At 53.8% G+C, this 16,111-nt stretch carries 18 protein-coding genes; 8 read left to right on the forward strand and 10 right to left on the reverse strand.

Translation table 11 applies throughout. The features are described from left to right. On the reverse strand, positions 1 to 849 hold an 849-nt coding region (locus tag EVJ33_RS00005), incomplete at its 3' end, for a transposase (protein ID WP_131433327.1). Between the two features lie 342 nt (positions 850 to 1,191). Continuing rightward, positions 1,192 to 1,836, reverse strand: a complete 645-nt coding sequence (trhA, locus tag EVJ33_RS00010) for a PAQR family membrane homeostasis protein TrhA (protein ID WP_021066766.1) — start codon at positions 1,834 to 1,836, stop codon at positions 1,192 to 1,194. Positions 1,837 to 1,960: 124 nt separating this feature from the next. On the opposite strand from trhA, the gene EVJ33_RS00015 reads away from it, so the two are divergent. Beyond that, positions 1,961 to 2,485, forward strand: coding sequence for a DUF1836 domain-containing protein (locus EVJ33_RS00015; RefSeq protein ID WP_131433328.1), 525 nt, complete (start codon positions 1,961 to 1,963; stop codon positions 2,483 to 2,485). A gap of 39 nt (positions 2,486 to 2,524) precedes the next feature. On the opposite strand, the gene EVJ33_RS00020 is transcribed toward EVJ33_RS00015, so the two are convergent. From EVJ33_RS00020 to EVJ33_RS00035, 4 genes are all read right to left on the reverse strand, one after another. Beyond that, positions 2,525 to 2,803 carry a hypothetical protein gene (locus EVJ33_RS00020; RefSeq protein WP_131433329.1) on the reverse strand — a complete coding sequence of 93 codons (279 nt, stop codon included), beginning with the start codon at positions 2,801 to 2,803 and terminating at the stop codon, positions 2,525 to 2,527. A gap of 14 nt (positions 2,804 to 2,817) precedes the next feature. Beyond that, positions 2,818 to 3,432 carry a PH domain-containing protein gene (locus EVJ33_RS00025; protein WP_131433330.1) on the reverse strand — a complete coding sequence of 205 codons (615 nt, stop codon included), beginning with the start codon at positions 3,430 to 3,432 and terminating at the stop codon, positions 2,818 to 2,820. Between the two features lie 13 nt (positions 3,433 to 3,445). Then, positions 3,446 to 4,279, reverse strand: a complete 834-nt coding sequence (locus tag EVJ33_RS00030; protein ID WP_131433331.1) for an aldo/keto reductase — start codon at positions 4,277 to 4,279, stop codon at positions 3,446 to 3,448. A gap of 63 nt (positions 4,280 to 4,342) precedes the next feature. Next, positions 4,343 to 5,254, reverse strand: coding sequence for an MBL fold metallo-hydrolase (locus EVJ33_RS00035; RefSeq protein ID WP_131433332.1), 912 nt, complete (start codon positions 5,252 to 5,254; stop codon positions 4,343 to 4,345). A 363-nt stretch (positions 5,255 to 5,617) separates the two neighbouring features. On the opposite strand from EVJ33_RS00035, the gene abc-f reads away from it, so the two are divergent. The 3 genes from abc-f (at position 5,618) to EVJ33_RS00050 (ending at position 9,123) form a co-directional block, all read left to right on the forward strand. Continuing rightward, positions 5,618 to 7,312, forward strand: coding sequence for a ribosomal protection-like ABC-F family protein (abc-f, locus tag EVJ33_RS00040; protein ID WP_131433333.1), 1,695 nt, complete (start codon positions 5,618 to 5,620; stop codon positions 7,310 to 7,312). A 12-nt stretch (positions 7,313 to 7,324) separates the two neighbouring features. Continuing rightward, positions 7,325 to 8,101, forward strand: a complete 777-nt coding sequence (locus EVJ33_RS00045; RefSeq protein WP_131433334.1) for a hypothetical protein — start codon at positions 7,325 to 7,327, stop codon at positions 8,099 to 8,101. Positions 8,102 to 8,214: 113 nt separating this feature from the next. Continuing rightward, a complete protein-coding gene (locus tag EVJ33_RS00050) occupies positions 8,215 to 9,123 on the forward strand; it encodes a cation diffusion facilitator family transporter (RefSeq protein WP_131433335.1) in 909 nt (302 codons plus the stop codon). Positions 9,124 to 9,165: 42 nt separating this feature from the next. Here EVJ33_RS00050 and EVJ33_RS00055 read toward each other — a convergent pair whose 3' ends face one another. From EVJ33_RS00055 to EVJ33_RS00065, 3 genes are all read right to left on the reverse strand, one after another. Beyond that, positions 9,166 to 10,305, reverse strand: coding sequence for a zinc-dependent alcohol dehydrogenase (locus EVJ33_RS00055; RefSeq protein WP_131433337.1), 1,140 nt, complete (start codon positions 10,303 to 10,305; stop codon positions 9,166 to 9,168). Positions 10,306 to 10,411: 106 nt separating this feature from the next. Continuing rightward, positions 10,412 to 11,269, reverse strand: coding sequence for a metallophosphoesterase (locus tag EVJ33_RS00060; protein ID WP_131433339.1), 858 nt, complete (start codon positions 11,267 to 11,269; stop codon positions 10,412 to 10,414). Positions 11,270 to 11,364: 95 nt separating this feature from the next. Then, the gene (locus EVJ33_RS00065) at positions 11,365 to 11,778 is read right to left on the reverse strand and encodes an organic hydroperoxide resistance protein (protein WP_131433341.1); all 414 of its coding nucleotides are present in this window, start codon (positions 11,776 to 11,778) and stop codon (positions 11,365 to 11,367) included. 118 nt (positions 11,779 to 11,896) lie between these two features. On the opposite strand from EVJ33_RS00065, the gene EVJ33_RS00070 reads away from it, so the two are divergent. Next, complete coding sequence (locus EVJ33_RS00070) at positions 11,897 to 12,343, forward strand: MarR family winged helix-turn-helix transcriptional regulator (RefSeq protein WP_131433343.1); 447 nt, start codon at positions 11,897 to 11,899, stop codon at positions 12,341 to 12,343. A 20-nt stretch (positions 12,344 to 12,363) separates the two neighbouring features. Continuing rightward, positions 12,364 to 13,290, forward strand: coding sequence for a CAP domain-containing protein (locus tag EVJ33_RS00075; protein ID WP_131433345.1), 927 nt, complete (start codon positions 12,364 to 12,366; stop codon positions 13,288 to 13,290). 42 nt (positions 13,291 to 13,332) lie between these two features. Here the strand turns inward: EVJ33_RS00075 and EVJ33_RS00080 are convergent, their stop codons facing one another. Beyond that, positions 13,333 to 13,806 carry a glutathione peroxidase gene (locus EVJ33_RS00080; protein WP_029595900.1) on the reverse strand — a complete coding sequence of 158 codons (474 nt, stop codon included), beginning with the start codon at positions 13,804 to 13,806 and terminating at the stop codon, positions 13,333 to 13,335. 162 nt (positions 13,807 to 13,968) lie between these two features. On the opposite strand from EVJ33_RS00080, the gene EVJ33_RS00085 reads away from it, so the two are divergent. Beyond that, positions 13,969 to 14,490, forward strand: coding sequence for a VanZ family protein (locus EVJ33_RS00085; protein WP_131433347.1), 522 nt, complete (start codon positions 13,969 to 13,971; stop codon positions 14,488 to 14,490). 290 nt (positions 14,491 to 14,780) lie between these two features. Beyond that, positions 14,781 to 16,082 carry a murein hydrolase activator EnvC family protein gene (locus EVJ33_RS00090; protein WP_131433348.1) on the forward strand — a complete coding sequence of 434 codons (1,302 nt, stop codon included), beginning with the start codon at positions 14,781 to 14,783 and terminating at the stop codon, positions 16,080 to 16,082. The last annotated feature ends 29 nt before the right edge of the window (positions 16,083 to 16,111 follow it).

Consider the following 16,111-nt stretch of genomic DNA (forward strand, 5'->3'; position numbering starts at 1 on the left):
TGCCGCCTCGCCAGATGTGACGATGACGGCCGTAATGATTCCCTCCTCCGTCATCGCGAGATGATGCTTGTAGCCGAAAAACGAGGAGTCGGCACTCTTGTGCCCGGTCCGGGCATCATTGTCTTTGGATACCTGCAGCTCGACGTGCGCGTCCTCCGCGAGCTCACGCACCCGGTTCACCTGGTCTCGGATGTGTTCGCGAAACATCAGCTCGGGCATCACGGTCTCGACGGTCTCGGCGACGGCGAGCGCATAGGCGAGGAGTTGGTCGATATCCTCCTCGTCAACCTTTTCCGGGAAGCGACCTTTCGCATCGACCGATGATTGATAGCACGCTTGTCGCAGGCGTTTCGTCTCGTCGATGATCGCCTGCCCAATCGGTTTCTGCCCGTACCGGGCCCGTGAATGGGTCGCGTCGACAATCAATGTTCGTCCTTTGAGCAGCCCCATCCCTTTCGCGACCTCGACCGTGTGCGCAATCAACTTGTCGAGCAGCTCGTCGTCGTCCATGCGCTGACGACGGAACTTTGTGAGCGAGGAGGGGTTGATGACGTCATCTTCCGGTGCGAGGTCCAGAAAATATTTGTAAGTGAGGTCGGTCTTCGCCCGTCTGACGAGGTCGACGTCGGACAGGTTTGAATGCGCCTTCAGGAACAGATACTTGAACATCCGGACAGGATGGACGGCCATCCGACCGTTGTCGTGGCAATACGTATCCTCGAGCAGGCCGGTGATGAAATCGAACGAGACGAGGTCATGGATGAGTCGCAGCTCATCATCGGCCGGGATCAACAGGTCATAGAGGGCCGCATACGGGCTCGGCGGCATGTTCGGCAGGTCGGGCATCATCGGGATCGCCTCCAAATTGGTTGGTTACAGCCAGTATATTCCGGAATGGAAGGCGCGTACAGCGCCGCCCGAGGGCACGCCGACTCCCGGGGAATCAGCGGGCAAAGCGAGACCCAGCAGCGACAGCGTCGCGATGCGGCTCGCAGCCCGCCCCCAGGAAAGCGGCGTGCCGGACAGGGCGGCTGAAGGGCGATGAAAACAGAGGAGCGCCATCCCTTCCGGGACGGCGCTCCTCTGTTCAAAAACATTTGAAGTTTTTCAGTGCCCTCCAGTCAGTGTAGGATGTCTTTAATTCGAAGTAAATCAATGTGCTCAACAAAAAAAGCCCTCACGAGGGAGGACTTAGAAAACGTACCAGAACACGCAGACGAAGTGGGCGAAGCTGCCGAACAAGATGAATAAGTGGAACACCTCGTGGAAGCCCCAACCGCGCCAGTTGACGAATTTCGGCTTAAATCCGTAAATGAGTCCGCCAATCGTGTACATGACGCCACCGAGGATGAGCCAGAAGATGCCGGCGTTACCGATGACGTTATGGAGCGGCCCGATGAAAAAGACTGACAACCAACCCATGCCGATGTAGAGCGCCGTCGACAAGAAGCGCGGGGCGTGGAACCAGACGAGCTTGAAGACGATGCCGAACAAGGCGAGGGCGTGAACGGTACCGAACAATACCCAGCGCGTCGGTCCTTCGAGCGCGAGCAACGTGAGCGGGGCGTACGTCCCGGCAATCAAGGCGTAAATCATTGCATGATCGATTCTCCGGAAGAAAGCGATGACATTCGGTGAGGCGATGATGCTGTGGTACAGACCGGACGACAAATAGAGAAACACGAGGCTGATACCGAATAAAATTGCAGCCATAATGGCGAGCGGCTCGCCGAGCAGTGACGCTTTCACCGTCATCGCAATCAACGCGACGAATGCGAGCACGGCACCGGCCAAGTGGGTCAGTGCGTTAATCGGTTCCCGAAAAATCGAATTCATGTAAAACACTCCTTATTACGTCATGTAGTATCCATAACTACATGATAAGCTGTATACGGAAAAACAACAAGGTTTTTGTTTCGACAAATCCGGTTTGTCCGTATACTGAAGGGGAGGTGATTTAATGAAACCGCACGAGATTATAGAGACGGAAGGGACGCTGCCGAAGCAGGTGCTCCCGACGATCGACTTATATATGGACCAAGTTATCCAGCTGTTCGAGCAACATTACGGCAAGATGAAACGGAGTGACGACGAGACGATTTTGACGAAGACGATGATCAACAACTACGCTAAAGGTAAGTTGTTCCATCCCGTCAAAAACAAGAAGTACACGAACGAACACTTGATGTTGCTCAGCTTGATTTACGAGATGAAAGGATTGCTCTCAATCAATGACATCAAAGAGACGCTCCGGCCGCTGAACGAGTCGGACGAGGGCTTCTCGCTCGAGGACTTCTATGACGCGTACCAAGTTCAAAAAGAGCAGAACATGCAGGCGTTCGAGGCGCAAGCCGAGACGCTCCTCGCCAACGTTCGCACGAACGAGACGAACGGCAGCCAACAGTCGCTCGCCATCGCCTCGGCCGTCCATATGAGCCACTTGTTTCAACGGCTCGCCGAACAGTTGATTGATGAAGGTAAATGAAAATGTCCCCTAGAATCAGATTGGAGTCTAGGGGACATTTCATTTCAGACGTTCGCGTTCGAAGCGCTCACCTTTATTGTACAGTTTGGCGATGAGAAGTGGTACGGCATAACTTACGGTCACAAGAGTTGTGATAATCCAGATGAGATTATAATCAAACATGAGACGTTCGTAAGTGACAGCTAAGATCACGATGGCGACAAGATGGACAAACGGGTGCAATTGTCTGAACAAAGCGTTGAGCACACTGCTGATGAACACTGTCAAAATCACGAGCATGAACAAGCTGAACCCGACCAATAGCCCCATATAGTCCATACGTCACCACCTCATCAATTGTTGATGTACTTCTCGAACACGTCACCGAAGTCTTTCTGATTCCACTCGTGGTAGTGACCTTTGAGCCAATCAAAGCTCTGCTCGTTCAATTCTTTGAACGTCGACGCGACGTTCATGTCGCCTTCACGCAGCCCGCTCAAAATCGATACCGAATGCGTGAGTGAGGCGTTGGCGTACTCCATCATCTTCCGGCCTTCGCGTTGTTTCTCGGCGATGGCAAGGAGCGATTTGTACAAGTCTTTCACATGCTCGATTTGTTTCTTGTTCACGTCAATCGAATACGGCTTGTCGCCAATCGTGAACTTGATCTCGACGTCCATGTCGACCGTGCCGGCCGTCTCGAACATGACGTTATTTAATGGGAAGTGGGCATACGGATACCGGTACAAGACGCGTTTCGAACTCATCGCGCTCGTCCCGTCGAGGTGAATCATCGCCAAGTTCGTGAAGCAATATTCGTCTGATTTCGATTTGATCAAAAAATAAATCTTCTCGTTGTCCTCATGCAGGACGTAATCATCCGAATCCGCTTTATCAAAATCTTTCGGGTCGATGACTTCACCGATATCGCTGAAGCCCGTCAAATCAGAAGCTAGTTTTTTGAACATGTACAATCTCTCCTCAGTAGTGGATTTTGTGCATCTCGTTCGGGTCAGACCCGGTCCGCTCGTTTCGGTTGAGTCCGTCGATCGCGTGCATCTCTTCTTTCGTCAACGTGAAGTCGAACACCTCTATATTCTCGCGAATTCGACTCGGCGTGACCGATTTCGGGATGACGGCGACACCGTTCTGCAAGTGCCAACGCAAGATGACTTGAGCTGGCGACTTCCCGTGCTTGGCCCCGATCTCAGTGATGACCGGATCCTCAAGAGCCTCGCGTCCTTTCATGAGCGGACTCCACGCCTGGATTTGAATATCGTAGCGCTGACAGAATGTGATCAACTCTTTTTGGGACAAGTATGGGTGGATCTCGACTTGGTTCACCGCCGGGACGATCGAGCACGACTGGATGATCTGCTCAAGGTGGCTAATCTCGAAGTTTGAGACGCCGATGGCCCGGACCTTGCCTTCCTCATACAACTGCTCGAGCGCTTTATACGTCTCGACGAACTTGCCGAAGCGCGGCATCGGCCAGTGAATCAAGAACAGGTCGACATACTCGAGACCGAGCCGATCGAGGCTGTCTTGGAACGCTTGGAGCGCCTCGTCATAGCCGTGGAACTCGTTCCATAGCTTCGTCGTTACGAAGATGTCTTCCCGCGGCACGTTTGACTCGCGAATCGCTTGCCCGACACTTTCCTCGTTTTGATAGACAGCAGCCGTATCGATCAACCTGTAGCCGGCATCAAGCGCCGCTTTGACCGTGTCGACCGTCACCGCACCGTCTTCCACTTTGTACACGCCGAGCCCGAGCATCGGCAGTTTCACATCATTGTTGAGTGTTGTCCATTCCATAAATTGATTCCCTCCCTCTCACCTCTTACGTTACCGAAAATCGTCCGGAAGTGAAAGCGAAAGCTACAGTCGAATGCTTTCGCCGTGGGCTTTGATCACGATTTGGTCACGTTCGAGCTTGGCCGCGGCAACGAGTCGCTCATACGGCTCTTCGACCGGTTCGTACGATAAGACGAACGTGTCCCAATGCATCGGGAAGAAACGCTTCGCGCCGCTCTGCTTGAACATCGTCCACGCCTGTTCCGGCGTGCAGTGCGCTTCCTCGAACGACTCCGGTTGATAGGCGCCGATCGGGAAGAAGGCGAGGTCGATCGGTTCTTTGTTCGCGAGCCCGTTGAACGAATCGGTATACGCCGTATCCCCGGCGAACAACATGCGGACCCCTTTATATTTCAAGACGTAACCGTTGTAGCCCATATGTTTGTCCCATGGGAAGCGATTGCCCCAATGGGCGACGGGGATGGCTTGGACGTGGAGCCCGTTCGCGAGCGTCAATTTATCGTGCGGATGCATCTCGAGTGTCTGCAGGCTCGGATACTTGCGTAATAGCTTGCTCGTGCCGGGGGCCGAGATGACGACCGTATCGCGAGTGATGAGCCGTTTCAAGCTCTTATGGTCGAAATGGTCCATATGGGCGTGACTGAGCAAGATGACGTCGACGTGTCCAATCTCCTCGATCGAGAGGGCGGGGGCCGTGTGGCGTTTCATCCCGAACGTGACGGGCCCGACATGGACCCCGATCCGGTTCGAGAACACCGGGTCGGTCAAAATCTTTAACCCGTACCAATGGATGAGCACGGTAGAGTGGCCGACCCAGATGGCACCGACCATCGTCTCATCGAACGAGGCGAGGTCCGGTTTGACCGTCGGGACTTTGAAGGCGGGGCGAGGCAGTTTTCGTTTGAATCGTGTGTATAGGAACGTACCGACGCTCGCTAGGACAGCGCTCGGGACGAGTAGGTTTCGTAATCGCATAGTAGTCACCTCATCATCTAAGATACTTTCATCATAACGCTCACGTGAGGAGGTTACATCCGCCGGAAGGTGTAGAAAAAATGGGAGATTGTGGGGCAACGCTTGCGAATCCGCTTACAATTTGGTACGGTGGCAGTAACTTAGGAAAGGAAGGTACACGGTGCCATGAAAAAGTCACACGCACTCAACTGATGAAACGAATCATCACTGTTCGCACGAACAGTCACGGGTGAAGTGTGTCCAATTTCAGGCTAAGGGGTGACCCTTCTTTCCGCTTGACCGGAACTCTTCACACCATCGCTTTTGGGCGGATGGTGTTTTTTGTTTCATCGCGTATCGGAACAATCAGCGAGGTGAAACAATATGTTATCAATCCAACAAGTCCGGTTCGATCACGACCGGCAACCATTATTGAATGACGTCTCGTTCGAGGTGGCGGCAGGGGAACGGGCTGTCTTGTTCGGCCAAAACGGGTCCGGCAAGACGACGTTGTTCAAACTGCTCGAAGGCGTTCTGACCCCGCAGGCAGGCATCATCGACGTCTTCGGTACGGTCGGTGTCGTCGAACAGACAGTGTTTGACGGAGAAGAGACTGTCCTTGACTACGTCATGCAAGGCGACCCGCAACGCTATCCGCTCTACATGGACGTCACATCGGGTGACACGGCGCGGGTGCTCGAGGCGTATGATAAGGCGCTCGTATCCGACGCCTTCGGACTCGAACTTGAAGCGAAACAAGCACTCAAACGGCTCGGCCTTGACGCACACGATTTGACACGACTCCGAGAGTTGAGCGGCGGTGAACAGACGCGGGCCCAACTTGCCCGGCTGACGATGCGACCAGTCGACATCGTCCTGCTCGACGAACCGACGAACCATCTCGACGTCGACTCCATTAAGTGGCTGACGCGCTGGGTGAATGAGTATCCGGGGACGGTGCTCGCCATTTCCCACGACCGCCAGTTCATCGACGATGTCGCGACGGTCATCCTTGAACTAGATGAAGGGAAAGTCGTCCGTTATCCGGGTAATTATACGGCCTATAAACACCAGAAGGCCGAGGAACGAGTGCGCGACGAGCGGGCCCATGCCCGCTATGTGGCTCGGAAGTCGGAACTGCTCGACATGATCGCCCAATATAAAGGCTGGCATTTGAAAGCGAAAGCGACGGCGAGCGTACGGAGTCCCGGCGCCCAAAAAGGAGCGGCAAACCTCGCCATCAAGATGAAGGCCAGGGAACGTAAACTTGAACAGCTCGAAGGGGCGCGACCGGATCGGCCGAAAGACAAGGAATCCATATCGGTCCGCTTTCAAGCCGACCCGCTCGAGGCGAAAACATGGATCTCGGTCGACGACGTCTCGTTCGGTTACGAGGACCTTCTTTTGGAGCGACTCTCGTTCACGGTGAACCGGAGTGACCGTATCTCCATCGTCGGACCGAACGGGAGCGGGAAGACGACGCTCTTGAAACTATTGATCGGTGAGCTCGTCCCGACATCAGGGGAGATTCGGCGTCACCCAAAACTGAAGATTGGCTATTTCTCGCAAACGCTCGCCCGATTGCCAAAAGACGGGACATTGCTCGACGCACTCCTCGCGGGCAGTGAGATTACGGAGACGGAGGCACGGACACTTCTGGCGCACTTCTTGTTCCGTCGTGACGAGGTATATAAGCCGATCCATGACGCGAGCATGGGGGAAAAATGCCGCATCGCCTTCCTCATCCTCTACTTTTCGGATGCGGATCTGCTCGCGCTCGATGAGCCGACGAACTATTTGGACGTGGCCACACGCGAGCAAATCGAAGCCGCACTCGATGTGTACCGGGGCGGGTTGATTCTCATCTCGCATGACCGGACGTTCCACCGCTTGACGAATCGGACGATCGAGCTCGGGGAGACGGTACGTGTCTTTGAAGCGGGAGAGGGTATGCCGCCGGTCGACGTCGATGCGACGCTCCGGACGCTCGAGACGCTGACGAGCGAGCCGCAAATTTTCTTCGACGAGGCAGGAAACGGGATCCCCCTTGCCGAATCCGAGAAGGGACGAAACAAATAGGGGTGGAAGATCATGAAAGAAGAAATACGGGTATCACGGGCGGCATCACGAAAACGGAAACGGTTTTGGCAATCGGTGACGGTGGTGTTATTGATCGCCTCGCTCGTCGGCGTCATCGCTTTCGCGGCGCTCATGGACTCGAAGAAGTCGGCGCTGCCGGAGACGGACGACATCGCGACCGAATCGGTCAACAGTGACACGGAATCGACGGATGAGACCGAGGATGAAGCAGAGGCTGACGAGAAAGATGGGACGTACGTCTATATCATGGCACCATACACAAAAGTGTTCGCCGATGACCGCGTGACGGTCATCTATGAGGCCGACCTCGGCGACCGTTTCGAGCAACTCGAGGCCGTCAGCGGTTTCGTTAAACTCCAACTGAACGAGCAGACGACCGGTTGGGTGACGGAAGAACAAGTGACGGGTGAAGCGACGAGCGTCTCGGATGAGGACCTGGCGGAGGCGTGGAAAGCGGTCGTCCCGTCGGCCGATCCTACGACGCTTGAATGGCTCGGGCAAGACATCGCGAGCGTCCGCGCCACGCTCGGTGCCCCGAAAGCGGTCCAGCGCGACCAAGTGAACGAATATCATTTCTATGACGGTTTCTTCCTGATGGTGCGTGACCAGCAGGTGAAGGCGATCGACTGGGACCGCCAAGCGGTCGCGACGCCGGATATGACGGCGACGAGCGGTCAAAACGCCGGAAGTTGGTATGAAGGGGAGACACGTCAATTGAAATTGTTCCCTTATGACGGGGTCATGCGGGTCCGGGTTGAACAAAAATGAGATGAATCGTCGAGAGGGTGTTCCTTTCGGCGATTGTTTTCGTTCTTCATTCAAACGAATGTTTGAATGTTGAGAGGGAAAGGTATAGAATGAAAGGGAGAGGAGGGGATGGTATGGGTGCACATCACGACCACCACGGACATGACCATCATCATCATTCGACGAATCAACGGGCATTATTCTGGTCCTTTTTGCTGATTGCGACGTTCATGGTCGTCGAGGTCATCGGCGGATTGTGGACGAACAGTTTGGCATTGTTATCGGACGCGGGCCATATGCTCAGTGACGCGGCCGCGCTCGGACTCAGTTTCCTCGCCGTCCGGTTCGGGTCACGGCAGGCGACACCGGAGCGGACGTTCGGCTATCGGCGGTTCGAGATTTTGGCGGCGTTCGTCAACGGGTTGACGCTACTCGCCATTTCCATTTACATCATCATCGAAGCATATCAGCGGTTATTCGCACCTCCTGAGATTTTAAGCGGCGGTATGCTAACGGTCGCCGTCATCGGGCTGCTCGTCAACGTGCTCGCGGCTTGGCTGCTCATGCGGGGAGAACGCGACAACTTGAACGTTCGCAGTGCGTTGTTGCACGTGTTCGGTGATTTACTCGGCTCAGTCGGTGCCATCACGGCGGCCGTGTTGATCATGGCGTTCGGCTGGACGCTCGCCGATCCGATCGCAAGCCTGTTCGTCGCCGTTTTGATTTTGTTGAGCGGTTATCGCGTGACGCGAGAGGCGATTCACATCTTGATGGAAGGGACGCCTGACCAAATCGACGTCGTGGCGATGCAGCGAGAACTCGGTGGTGTTGACGGCGTCAAGGAAGTCCACGACCTACACGTCTGGTCAATCTCGTCAAATGAACTCGCCGTCACGTGTCACGTCTTGATTGAAGCGGACACGGACGACCAACGCGTCTTGCGTGAGGTGACGAAACGGATTCGTCAGTTCGCCACGTTCAATCGCTCGACCGTTCAAATTGAGCGGGAAGCGCAGTGTTGTGAGGAACGAACGATCTGGTGAACAAACAAGCGGTCCCTGACAGTTGTCGGGGACCGCTTGTTGTTATGGCTTCAAGACGACTTTGACACAGTCGTCCAAATGATCGTTAAAGATTTTGTACGCGTCGGCCGCTTGTTCGAGCGGCAAGCGGTGCGTGATGATGTCGGTCGGATCGAACTTTTTGTCGACGATCATTTGGAACAGTTCGGGCATATAGTGAATGACCGGGGCTTGTCCGGTCTTCAAAGTGACGTTACGTGTGAAGAAGTCACCCATCGGGAACTGGTTATAGTTCATCGGATAGACGCCGGTCAATTGCACGGTCCCGAACTTGCGGACGGCTTCTTTGGCGACTTTGATGGCGCTGAGCGTGCCGCCTTGGACCATGAGTTTCTGCTCGACTTTCTCGATCGGTGATTTCTTCCCGTCAATCCCGACACAGTCGACGACGATATCGGCCCCGCCACCTGTAATCTCGCGGATGTATTTGCCGGTCTCGACCGGGTCTTTCAACAGGACGGTCTCGACGTTGTTCGACAGCTTGGCCCGATTCAAACGATAAATCTCTGGATCGACGGCGATGACACGTTTCGCACCGCGCACCCAGGCGAGCTTTTGCGTCATCAGACCGACCGGCCCCGATCCGAGAACGACGACGGTGTCGCCGGCCTTCATACCCGCGTTGTCGAGACTCCACCACGCGGTCGGGATGACGTCCGATAAGAACAGAAGCGCCTCATCATCGAGCTCACACGACTCGGGGATGACGAGCGGCATGAAGTTTCCATATGGCACTTTTAAATATTCGGCTTGGCCCCCAGGATGGTTCCCGAACTGCTCGGTGTAACCGAATAAGCCACCTGCGTCTGTATGCGGGGCATGGTTCGAGTTGTCGCACTGGCTCTCCATGTCGTTCTCACAATAGAAGCAATGACCGCACGAGACGTTGAACGGCAAGACGACCCGGTCGCCTTTTTTCACTTTCGTCACGTCGGACCCCACTTCTTCGACGATGCCCATCGGCTCGTGGCCGATGATGAATCCGTGTCGGGCCGGCATGTTGCCTTGATAGATGTGCAAATCCGAGCCGCAAATGGCCGTCGACGTGATTTTGACGATAATCTCTTCCCGGTTCTCGATCTCCGGGTCCTTCACATCCTTGACCTCGATGTTCTTCGTTCCTTGATAGGTGACAGCACGCATATGTCCACTTCCTCCTTTTTTCAAAAACAGGTAAGTCACAACATGAGTACTGTACCCGCACGCCGTGCATGCGAATCCGATTTTTGGGGAAAATAGGAAAAGGGGCTCACTGAGGAGCCCCGGTCCCAGCGACGTCGATGACGACGATCTCCGGTGGATTGAACACGCGCGGTACGCTGACGCTGTAGTTGAAGCCGCGCCCGATGACGTGGGTGAACGTCTCATGTTCATACAGTCCGCCGGCGTACTTCGGGAAGAAACCCTGATCCGGCGCGTACAGTCCGTTCAATAGATAAGGGATTCGGACTTGCCCGCCGTGGGCGTGGCCCGAGAGGACGAGGTCGAACGGTAAGGCGGCATATGTGTCGACCTTTTCGGCCCGATGTGACAAGAGCAGGCTGAACGCCGATTCGGTGTCGACATCACCGAGCGAGGTCATGGCCGTCTCTTCCCAGCTCGCATGAATATTTTCGGTGTATGTCCGGAGTGGGTCTTCGAGCCCGCCGACGAGGACGTCGACGCCGTTGATGTTGACCGAGGCCGTCTCGTTCTCGAGCACCGTTACGCCATAGGAACGGAACACGTCTTTGACGTCGTGGCGGACGAAATCGTCCGAGCTATCAATCTCATGGTTTCCGGTCACGAAATACATCGGTGCGATCCCTTGTAGCCCCTCGATCAATTCGAACGAGGCGTCGGGTGAGCGGAAGCGATCGAGGATATCGCCGGGCAGGGCGATCAAATCCGGTTCTTGTTCCCGTACTTTGTCGATTAAGACGCGCTGGTCGTCCCCATACGAGTACCCGTGTAAGTCCGACAACAAGACGACCCGGAACGATTGACCCGTCTCGAGCTTATCGGACTCGACCGCATAATTGCGGACGGTCAGACCGTTATAGAAAGCGGCGAGGAGAAACGCCACCCCGAGGCCGAACGTCACATATTTACGTTTTCCTTTGAACATCGTCCGCCTCCTCTCATTACTGTCGTTCGTTTCTTCAGTTTACTCTGTTGATGCTCCGGACGCAAAAAAAGCCCGCTCGGAAGCGGGCCATCGAATTATGCTGCTTTTGCTGTCAACTTGACGTCGACGTTGCCGCGTGTCGCTTTCGAGTACGGGCAAACTTGGTGTGCCGCTTCGACGAGGCGATCCGCTGTCGCTTGATCGACACCTTTGATCTCGACTTCGAGTTCGACCGAGATGAAGAAACCTTCATCGTTTTGGTTGAGCGTGACGTGACCGGTTACGCTCGTGCCGTCTGTCTTGACGCGTTCTTTGCCGATGACGAGGTTCAAGGCGCTACCGAAACATGCCGCGTAACCTGCTGCGAAGAGTTGCTCCGGGTTCGTCGCTTCGTCAGCGTTTTTAGAACCAGGCATAGAGACGTTCAAGTCGATCACGCCGTCCGTAGATGTGACGCGACCTTCGCGGCCACCGATTGCAGTTGCAGAAGCTGTGAATAATGATTTCATGATTCAATTCCTCCATTTCGTTTTTAGGCAATTAAGTTGTGCACAATTCAATTATAGGGCAGTCAAACAGATAAGCAAATGATATGCTTGTCCTAAGACTATAGCCGGAGGAAATGACATGAAAAGTTCGTTAACATTAGAGCATCAAATCTGTTTTCAGCTCTATACCGCTTCAAAAGAGCTTACACGATTATATCGCCCAATCTTAGCACCGTTAAACCTGACATACAGCCAATACTTGGTCATGCTCGTCTTGTGGGAAGAGGACGGGATCGACATGAAGCAACTCGGCGACCGACTAACGCTTGATTCGGGCACGCTGTCACCGCTCGTCAAGCGATTGATGCAACTCGATTACGTGGAGAAGGTCCGGGCGACCGATGACGAACGTCGCGTCCTCTTATCTCTTACCCCGTCCGGTAGCGCACTTCGTGAGCAGGCCGAGGACGTACCGGTCAAAGTGAGTGGTATGCTGAATATAGACGAAGCGACGTATATCGCTTATATGGAGATGCTCATCGATATAAAGGCGCGACTGCGTGACTTCGGTGAGCGACAGGAGTAGGTTTCTCGAAAGGAGACGCGATGTTTCGTAAACTAGTGATTCTATTGCTCGCGATCGGCATGTACGCGGCCTGGAAATTTGAAGTGCCGAACGTGTCGGCGCCGACGAGCATTCAAGTGAAGTCGACAGAAGTGGCAGAAGAACAGCAGGAACGTTCGACCGACGCGCCACGCTTCACGAGCCAATATGCCGGGCATGACTGGTACTTGCTCGAGAAGAACGGGGACCGTAGCCTCGAGTTGATCGATGAAGATGGTTCAAAGCAAGGCTACTATCAATTCGAGACGGGAAGCGTCTATGAAGGACTCGTCGTCGGTGAGACGACACGGCAACAAGTCGAGCAGATCGGTTTCGACGAGGTCAAGTCGTACAATAAGGGACTCAAACGCTATTTGATCCCGGATGACCCTTCCTTCAACGTCTATGCGATTGACGACGATTACGTGACGTTCTTCTTCGATCAGCACGATGAGGACAAGCTCAAGGCCGTGCTCACCGTCGACCGTGACGTCGAGGAGTCGAGTGATGGCTACTACGGCGACGTGTCGGAAGACAACCTCGTCGCGAACGAGCAGTTGATGCGGATGCTCATGAACTGGGACCGTCAGAAGTTCGGTTTGTCGGCGCTCGCCGACTATGAACCACTGCTCCCGGTCGTGCGCGCCCATAGCGAGAATATGGCACGAAACAACTTCTTCAGCCATACCGATCCCGAGGGCCGTGACCCGTTCGAGCGGATGGACGAGGCCGGCATCGCTTACTCGCTCGCCGGGGAAAACTTGGCGATGGGGCAGATGAGCGTCTTCCACGCCCACTGGGGACTCATGAATTCGCTCGGTCATCGGGAGAATATTTTGAAAGACGGGTTCACACATGTGTCGGTCGGCCTCGTTTACAACGAAGAGTCGAGTCCGTTCTACACGATCAACTTCATCACGCCACGGTAAAAAAGGATGGCCCGCCGGATTTTGGCGGACCATCCTTTTCCCTTATAACAGGCGTTTGACCGCCGTCTCGATCTCATCCGGTGTCGTCTGTGGCGAGAACCGTTCGATGACGTTGCCGTTCCGGTCGACGAGGAACTTCGTGAAGTTCCATTTGATCGTCTTCGAACCGAGGAGGCCAGGTGCTTCTTTTGATAAGTATTGGAAGAGCGGGTGGGCGTCTTTCCCGTTCACGTCGACTTTGGCGAACATCGGGAACGTCACGCCATAGTTCAATTGACAGAACTCGCTGATTTCCTCGTTCGAGCCCGGATCCTGATTGCCGAACTGGTTGCACGGGAAGCCGAGGATATGGAACCCTTGCCCTTGGTAACGTTCATATAATTTCTCGAGCCCGTCGAGCTGTGGTGTGAAGCCGCACTTGCTCGCCGTGTTGACGATCAATAGGACGTCCCCTTCGTATTTTGATAGCGGTTGGAGCTTGCCGCTCATGTCGGCCGCTTCATATTGATAGATCATGCTGATTCCCCCTTTTTGTATGTATTATACCAAGCAAGCTTTGCAGACACGACTTTGAACCGGTTGTTCGCAATCAAATTGTCACGAAACGATGAAGTCGTTGTTACAATGAAATATGTCGGACGGCGTATAATGAGACTCGTTGTAGAAAGGAAAGGTGTTATGTACATACTGAAAAATGAATTTATATGGATCGGTTTGATCCTGATTGGCTTATTCTTCTCAAGCGCGACCCCATACTCGGACCAGAGTATCGTCTCACCGCTCGAACAGTTTGACTGGACGTGGGCCGAACCGGTGCTGTCGACCGTAGACTTCGAGTACGCCGGTGGACCGGTGTCGCTCGAGGCGAAAGGGAGCGTCGGATTGATTGAATTCTTGATCCGAAAAGCGGCGCACTTCACCGTCTTCTTCGTCCTCGGAGCACTTCTCGTCAAAGCGGTGTCACGGACGCGACTTCATGTCGGGCTGACCTTATTGTTTGCATGGGCGCTCGCGAACACGGTCGCCATCTTCGATGAGTTCCATCAAAGTCTGACACCTGAGCGGACACCGCTCATCCAGGACATCCTGCTCGACAGTTTTGGGGCGGCTTGTGGCGTCCTTCTCGTCGGCGGTTATTATATGTGGAAACACGGTCGGACGAAACGATTACGGTCGGGCTACGTCTCCCCGAGACGGTAAATAAATGATAGAGGTAGTTATGTGAAAAGCACTTTCGAGAAGTGCTTTTCTTTTTATTTATTACGTATTTGTGACTGAGGTAAATGAAAAATCCCTTTATACCCCCGTTTTTAAACGTATAAAACCTAAATCAGGTCAATGTAACGCGAATGAAATATAAGTGTAAAATAACTTTAGGTTTAGATTGCTATAATGAGTCACAGAGCGATATCGAAATTCGCCTTCTAACTTTAGAAATTATTCGATCTATATGATATAGAAATTCAAAGAACTCAGCGGAGGGAAGCACATTGGTTAACTTGAAGAAACTTGCAGCAACCGTCACTTTAGGAGCTCTTCTCATTAGCGGCACGACACCTGGCTATGCAGCGTCATTGACAGACAAACAGAAAAAGGTGCAGCAGCAACAACAAAAGAATAGCAGTGAACAGAGCAAAGCGAACGCTTCGATCAAAAACCGTGATCAAGCGATTAGCAAAGAACAGCAAGAAATCAACAAGTTAGATGCTGAACTCCAAGACGTCATCAACGACGTCGCGCAAAAGAAAGCTGAGATTCGTGCGACACAAGAAAAAATCGCAGCCCTTCAAAAGCAAATCAAACAATATGAAGCGAAGATGAAGGCACAAGAAGAACTCATGAAAGAGCGCATGGCCACGATGCAAAAAAATGGCGGCGGCTCGATCGACTGGGCAGAGTTCATCTTCGGATCGAAAGATTTCGCTGACTTGCTCACACGCATGATCACTGCGGGTACAATCCAAGAGAACGACAAGCAGATCTTTGAAGAGTACCAAGCGACAAAAGAAAAATTGGCGAAAGCGCAAGCTGAATTGAAAGCTGAGCGCGACGCTCTCGTGAAACAAAAAGAAGAACTCGAACAACGTCAAAAGACGCTCAACAAGAAAATGAAAGAGCGCGCAGCGAAGATCAAGAAACTCAACGCTGAAAAAGTGAAGTTCGAATCAAAATTGGTGAGCCTCCAAGAAATGGAGTCAACACTCAAGTCACAAGAAAAAGCGATCAAAGCTGAAATGGAAGCACAACGTCGTGCGGCCGAAGAAGCGAAACGTGCGGCAGCGGCAGCAGCGGCTGCGAAGAAACAACAGAGCTCGAACTCGTCTGCGAACGCGGTCAGCACGCCGACAGCAGCGCCTACAACTTCAGTTCCTGCAAGCGGCGGCATGTTCCAACGTCCGTCAGGCGGTCGTCTCACGCAAGGATGGGGACCGGCGAGCGGTGTGAACGGCTATACGTTCCACAACGGGATCGACTTGGCAGCACCAGTCGGTACGCCGATCAACGCAGCGCAAACCGGTACGGTCACACGTGCTGGATGGGGCGGTGCCTACGGGAACCACGTCATCATCACGCACGTCTTGAACGGTCAAGTATGGACGACTGTATACGCGCACATGAGCTCGGTGTCGGTATCAGCCGGCCAACGCGTGACACAAGGTCAACACATCGGCGGCATGGGTAGCACAGGCAACTCGACTGGCTCACACTTGCACTTCGAGATTCACCGTGGCGGTTACTCGTACTCATCTTCGAGCGCGGGCAACACGGTTAACCCAGCTTCATTCTTCTAATAAACGTATACAAAAAGTGATCGACGAAC

The sequence above is a fragment of the Exiguobacterium sp. SL-10 genome (assembly GCF_004337025.1).
In the GTDB taxonomy this organism is placed as follows: Bacteria; Bacillota; Bacilli; order Exiguobacteriales; family Exiguobacteriaceae; genus Exiguobacterium.

Coding starts and splice junctions, on each gene's coding strand:
- trhA (WP_021066766.1), bottom strand. CDS start 1,836: ATGAATTCGATTTTTCGGGAACCGATTAACGCACTGACCCACTTGGCC.
- EVJ33_RS00015 (WP_131433328.1), top strand. CDS start 1,961: ATGAAACCGCACGAGATTATAGAGACGGAAGGGACGCTGCCGAAGCAG.
- EVJ33_RS00020 (WP_131433329.1), bottom strand. CDS start 2,803: ATGGACTATATGGGGCTATTGGTCGGGTTCAGCTTGTTCATGCTCGTG.
- EVJ33_RS00025 (WP_131433330.1), bottom strand. CDS start 3,432: ATGTTCAAAAAACTAGCTTCTGATTTGACGGGCTTCAGCGATATCGGT.
- EVJ33_RS00030 (WP_131433331.1), bottom strand. CDS start 4,279: ATGGAATGGACAACACTCAACAATGATGTGAAACTGCCGATGCTCGGG.
- EVJ33_RS00035 (WP_131433332.1), bottom strand. CDS start 5,254: ATGCGATTACGAAACCTACTCGTCCCGAGCGCTGTCCTAGCGAGCGTC.
- abc-f (WP_131433333.1), top strand. CDS start 5,618: ATGTTATCAATCCAACAAGTCCGGTTCGATCACGACCGGCAACCATTA.
- EVJ33_RS00045 (WP_131433334.1), top strand. CDS start 7,325: ATGAAAGAAGAAATACGGGTATCACGGGCGGCATCACGAAAACGGAAA.
- EVJ33_RS00050 (WP_131433335.1), top strand. CDS start 8,215: ATGGGTGCACATCACGACCACCACGGACATGACCATCATCATCATTCG.
- EVJ33_RS00055 (WP_131433337.1), bottom strand. CDS start 10,305: ATGCGTGCTGTCACCTATCAAGGAACGAAGAACATCGAGGTCAAGGAT.
- EVJ33_RS00060 (WP_131433339.1), bottom strand. CDS start 11,269: ATGTTCAAAGGAAAACGTAAATATGTGACGTTCGGCCTCGGGGTGGCG.
- EVJ33_RS00065 (WP_131433341.1), bottom strand. CDS start 11,778: ATGAAATCATTATTCACAGCTTCTGCAACTGCAATCGGTGGCCGCGAA.
- EVJ33_RS00070 (WP_131433343.1), top strand. CDS start 11,897: ATGAAAAGTTCGTTAACATTAGAGCATCAAATCTGTTTTCAGCTCTAT.
- EVJ33_RS00075 (WP_131433345.1), top strand. CDS start 12,364: ATGTTTCGTAAACTAGTGATTCTATTGCTCGCGATCGGCATGTACGCG.
- EVJ33_RS00080 (WP_029595900.1), bottom strand. CDS start 13,806: ATGATCTATCAATATGAAGCGGCCGACATGAGCGGCAAGCTCCAACCG.
- EVJ33_RS00085 (WP_131433347.1), top strand. CDS start 13,969: ATGTACATACTGAAAAATGAATTTATATGGATCGGTTTGATCCTGATT.